The following is a 5,036-nucleotide window of genomic DNA, read 5'->3' as shown; positions in this document are numbered from 1 at the left end:
GGTTGCACATGTGAAGGTGTCCATATACGGATTTATGCGTGTTTGCGTTTTATTGGTGGTGTGTCTCCAGCGGTTTGCAGTGAGCATCAGCACCCTTAGTGTGCATATTGCACGAATCTCTTAACAAGCAAAATAAAAGAAAATTATGATCACCCAAATTGAACAAATCATGTACCAGATGTCAGACTTTTTCATGGCACCTGTACTAATCCTACTCGTTATAGTATTCATCTACAGCCTATTCGCTATTGGTGAATGTATAGCACAAGCATGGCAGCGCAAACAAAACCACAATCATTTTAGTGAATTTGTAAACAGCAAGGATGTTGCTCAATTTTCAGGAAAGAACTTACAAGGTTATCCAATTGCCCAATTGGCTAATCACAACAAAAAAATTGATAAAGACCAGTTAGACGTCGCCGCGCTTAAATTACTAGAAGGTGTACGTAACGTAAGCCGCCTTGCGCCAATGTTAGGTCTAATCGCCACTATGATCCCCATGGGACCTGCACTTAAAAGCTTGGCCGATGGCGATATTCAAGGTATTAGCGAAAACCTCATTATTGCCTTCTCAGCAGTTATTTTTGGTTTGGTTATCGCCTCAATTACGTTTTGGATCGCAAGCGTGAAAAAACGTTGGTTGGCCGAAGAACTGGTTGCCGTAAATGCACGCGCTAATTTGGCTAGCGAGCACAACACAGCTGGCAACGCAACTCAAACACACGCGGAGCAAAACAATGCGGCTGCTTGATGAAGACGAAGCAATTAATCCAGCTTTAAGTGTCGTCAACTTGGTTGACGTATTTTTGGTGCTGATTGCCGCGCTGTTAATCGCGATTGCGCAAAACCCGCTAAACCCTTTTATGGCTGAAGATGTCACCGTGATTAAAAACGAAGGCAAAGACGATATGGAAATTATCGTCAAAAAAGGCAACAAAATCGAAAGCTTTAAAAGCCAAGGTCAAACAGGCAGTGGCACAGGTAAAAAAGCGGGTACAGCGTATGAAATGGCTGACGGCTCAATTATCTACGTAGCTGAATAAACTTAACTGACTTTTAAACGATAACTCCATGAATAAAACAATAAAGACTCTACTACTTCTAACGGCATTGATAGCCGCATATTTGCCTTTTGTTGCCCAGTCGCAAACACATAAGGTACTGTTTGTTAGTGCTTCGCACTCAAACAAAGCTAAAGTTACCTTGCTAAAAAAGGCGGCTGCCGACACTTCCGTCGTCAATTTTGATATCGAACAAAAATCAGCAAAAGATATTAAAGATGTCAACGCAGCGGCGAGTTTATTTGCCAACTACCAGTTAGTGGTATTAGATGCCGTTTCTAGCCGATTTGCTAAACAAAGCTTTGAAGCTTTTTTACCAGCTGTAGCTGCAACATCAACCAAACACTCAACTAAATTTTTAGCGCTAAACTGGCTAAACAACCCCAATGCACAAAAAGGTTTAAGCGAAAAGCAGCAACAAACCCTGCAGAGTTATTGGCAAAATGCTGGACGTACCAATTTAACCAACATGCTTAATTACCTAGCGTTTGAGGTTTTTAAGCAGTCAAATAATCAACAAGTTACAGTCGCTCAGCCGATAGTTTTTCCAAAGCAGGGTATTTATCACCCCAAGCAACCCAACTTAATGGCAGACTCACTAACCGAGTATCAAGCCTGGTCTAAACCCACAGCGCAACAAATTAAAATTGCAATGCTAATTCAGCGCGCGGCCATTGAAACAGAACAAACTCAATTGATAGATGCCACCATAGAAAAACTAGAGGCAAGAGGCGCGTACGTTGTTCCATTTTTCTTTGAATTAAGCCCACGTTCGGGTGACTATTCACATTTATTGCAGTCAGAAATAACACGGGCAGATGTGCTTAGTGGGCAAAAAACACAAGTAGATTTAATCATAAACTTTCGCAATATTCATTGGGCAAACCAGCGAAAAGTTGAGTTTGAAAAGTTTGGCGTGCCTGTTGTGCAAGCATTAACTTACTATGATGGTGATCAGCAAGCTTGGGAGAAAAGTGACGAAGGTATTTCATCTGGCATGATGGCATTTATGTTGGTTTTACCAGAATCAGCAGGGGTCATTGACCCAACCATAGTCGCGGCAATGAACCATCAAAAACAGCAAATAGAAGTGATAGATTATCAATTGAATTTTTTAGTCGCTCGAGCATTGAATTACGCAAAACTTGCTCGGATGGACAATGCCGACAAAAGAATAACCACCATGTTTTGGGGTGACCAAGACATGGGCGCATCGTTCTTAAACGTACCAGAAAGCCTGCAAAGCATCAGCCAGCGTTTACACGACGAAGGTTATCAACTCGCTAATGTTGATGCCCAGTATTTTATTGACCGAGTGGAACGAATTTTAAATCCATTTTATCGAGACTTTGAGTTAGATGCATTGTTAGAAGATGACCTAGCCGATTTATTGCCAGTAGCTGAATATAAACAGTGGCTGACAAGCGTACCGGCTGAAACTGTCGCCAGCATTAATCAAAAATGGGGTCAGCCAGAAGATAATTTTATGGTGACCATTCGCAATGGCCAGCACTACTTTATTATTCCACGTATTCGCAATGGCAACATGTTAGTGATGCGTCAACCACCACGTGGTGACAGTGCAGACAAAGAGCAAGGTTTATATCACGACACCAAAGTACCTATGAATCACTATTACCTAGCTGCCTATTATTACGCACGCGAATATTGGCAAAGTGATGCATTTATCCACCTTGGCACCCATGGTACTCACGAGTATCTACCCGGTAAAGATCGCGGCCTTTCTCGTTACGATGGGGCGAATTTATCAACCGGTACTTTGCCAATTATGTACCCATACATAGTGGACGATGTTGGTGAAGCAATGCAAGCAAAGCGCCGCGGTAATGCAATAACCGTCGGGCATATGACGCCGCCATTTGCAGCAGCGGGCTTGCAAGGTGTGACCGCAGATATGCATACCTTGGTTGATCAATACAGACACATAGATACTGGTGGTGTGAAAGAAAAAACCAAACAGCAAATTATCGATTACTGTATACAAGAAAATCTTTGCAAAGATTTAAATTACACCTTGGCTGAAATTAACCAAAATTTCGATGAATTTTTAGACGACTTGCATAGTTATTTAGAAGAACTAGCCGCCACTAATCAGCCACTTGGTTTACACACCTTTGGCGAATTGGCAGAGCAGCGGTTAATTATTTCAACTGTCGGGCAAATGCTGGGCAATGACTTTCTAGTTGCAGCATCTGAATTTGAAAAAGAACATTATCAGGTTGAAGACGAGCATGACCATCATCACCATGACGAGCATAAGCACGATGAAGGTGAGCATCACGATGAACATGCAGAAATTAATGACGGTTTAATGCATATAGTCAACGAAGACCTCACAGAAACAGCAGGTTATAAAACCATACGAGACTACATTGTTGGCCAAGCAGATAAAAGTGAGCTACCAGAAACGCTATTACCGTATGTCGAGCAAGGCCAAACGTATTACAACAAAATGATTGGAATACAAGAACTCGACAACTTAGTTGCAGGGTTAAATGGCAAATTTATCTCACCAAAAAATGGCGGCGACCCAATTAGAAACCCAGACTCATTGCCGACAGGTTACAACCTGATAGGTTTTGATCCATCTCGCTTACCGACCAAGGCAGCATACCAACAAGGTGTTGAATTAGTAGAAGAAATTTTTGCCAACTACTTTAAAAAACATGGTCAATATCCAGATAAATTGGCGTTTTCTTTGTGGTCAGTAGAAGCCATGCGTCACTATGGCGTGCTTGAAAGCCAAGCATTGTACGCTATGGGTATTCGTCCTAAATGGAGCCCAGATGGCCGAGTTGTAGGGACAGAAATTATTCCGTATAGCGAGCTTAAACGCCCGCGTGTAGACGTGGTTTTATCGGCAACAGGTTTATACCGAGACGCGTTTCCAAACGTAATGGAAATGTTGGCTAAAGCGATTAAAGAATTGTCTGAGCTGCGTGAAGACAACAACCCAATTTGGAAAAATAGCCAAAAAGTTAAAAGTGAATTATTGGCTGAAGGTATGAGTGAAGACGATGCTGAATATTTATCAAGTGTGCGTATTTTCTCCAACACCTTTGGCGACTATGGCTCTGGGGTCGATGAGCCAATTATGCAAAGTGACACTTGGGAAACCGACAAAAAAATAGCCGATAACTATTTGGCTACTATGGGTAAACACTTTGGCGCAGACAAAAACCGTTGGGGGCAAGAAGTCGCTAATTTGTATGCAAAACAATTGTCTGGTACCGATATCGCATTATTTGCGCGCTCTTCCAACTTATACGGCATGATCACATCTGACGACCCATTTGAATATTTTGGATCGCTAGCCTTAGCTGTTCGTAACATTGATGGCAAAAGCCCAGAAATGCTGATTAGCAATTTGCGCAATACTAGCAAAGCAAAAATGGAAAGCGCTGCAGATATGTTAGCCAAAGAGTTACGTACTCGTAATTTTCACAAACGTTGGATCACTGAAATGCAAAAAGAAGGGTATAGCGGTGCTGTAACTATGGCGGGTAACTTAAACAACTTTTGGGGTTGGCAAGTGGTTGACCCAAATGTAGTGCGTGACGACCAATGGGACGAATTTGTAGATATTTACGTAAACGACCAACTAGAAATTGGCTTAGATGAATGGTTTGAACAAGTAAACCCTGCGGCGCTAGCACGCATGATGGAGCGCATGTTAGAAGCCGAGCGTAAAGACTATTGGCAAACGGATGACGAGCGCTTGAAATCTATAGTCGAAAAATACATAGAGTTTGTAGAGAAATACGACCTAATTGTAATGAACGACGCTGTGCGCGAACATACCAATCAGCTTGCTAAAGGCTTTGGTTTAGAGCCACTGCAAGACGCTAAAACCATGGAAGATATGGCCGCGAAGAAAATAGCCGACCAACAGCAAATGCAAGCTGCCGCTGCTGCACAAACCCAACACATATGAGCCTCCCCGAGGTCAATAGG

Annotated in this window: 3 protein-coding genes; all 3 read left to right on the top strand. The window is 42.4% G+C overall.

Features of this window, described 5'->3' with window-relative positions; translation table 11 throughout:
* The first annotated feature begins 145 nt into the window (after window positions 1–145).
* The 3 genes from DS2_RS19075 to DS2_RS19065 are packed head-to-tail and all read left to right on the top strand — an operon-like array spanning window position 146 to window position 5,016.
* Window positions 146–751 (top strand): MotA/TolQ/ExbB proton channel family protein, encoded by a 606-nt coding sequence (locus DS2_RS19075; RefSeq protein ID WP_035016669.1) that lies wholly within the window; start codon window positions 146–148, stop codon window positions 749–751.
* Window positions 738–1,043 (top strand): DUF2149 domain-containing protein, encoded by a 306-nt coding sequence (locus tag DS2_RS19070; protein WP_035016668.1) that lies wholly within the window; start codon window positions 738–740, stop codon window positions 1,041–1,043. Before DS2_RS19075 ends, DS2_RS19070 begins: the two co-directional genes overlap by 14 nt.
* A gap of 28 nt (window positions 1,044–1,071) precedes the next feature.
* The gene (locus DS2_RS19065) at window positions 1,072–5,016 is read left to right on the top strand and encodes a cobaltochelatase subunit CobN (protein ID WP_051480029.1); all 3,945 of its coding nucleotides are present in this window, start codon (window positions 1,072–1,074) and stop codon (window positions 5,014–5,016) included.
* The last annotated feature ends 20 nt before the right edge of the window (window positions 5,017–5,036 follow it).

The organism is Catenovulum agarivorans DS-2 (genome assembly GCF_000568405.1).
Lineage (GTDB): Bacteria > Pseudomonadota > Gammaproteobacteria > Enterobacterales > Alteromonadaceae > Catenovulum > Catenovulum agarivorans_A.
Note: the sequence above shows the minus strand (reverse complement) of the source record. Positions and strands in the feature narration are given on the sequence as shown.

Excerpts from the sequence above, each read along its gene's own strand:
- DS2_RS19075 (WP_035016669.1), top strand. The coding sequence starts at position 146 with ATGATCACCCAAATTGAACAAATCATGTACCAGATGTCAGACTTTTTC.
- DS2_RS19070 (WP_035016668.1), top strand. The coding sequence starts at position 738 with ATGCGGCTGCTTGATGAAGACGAAGCAATTAATCCAGCTTTAAGTGTC.
- DS2_RS19065 (WP_051480029.1), top strand. The coding sequence starts at position 1,072 with ATGAATAAAACAATAAAGACTCTACTACTTCTAACGGCATTGATAGCC.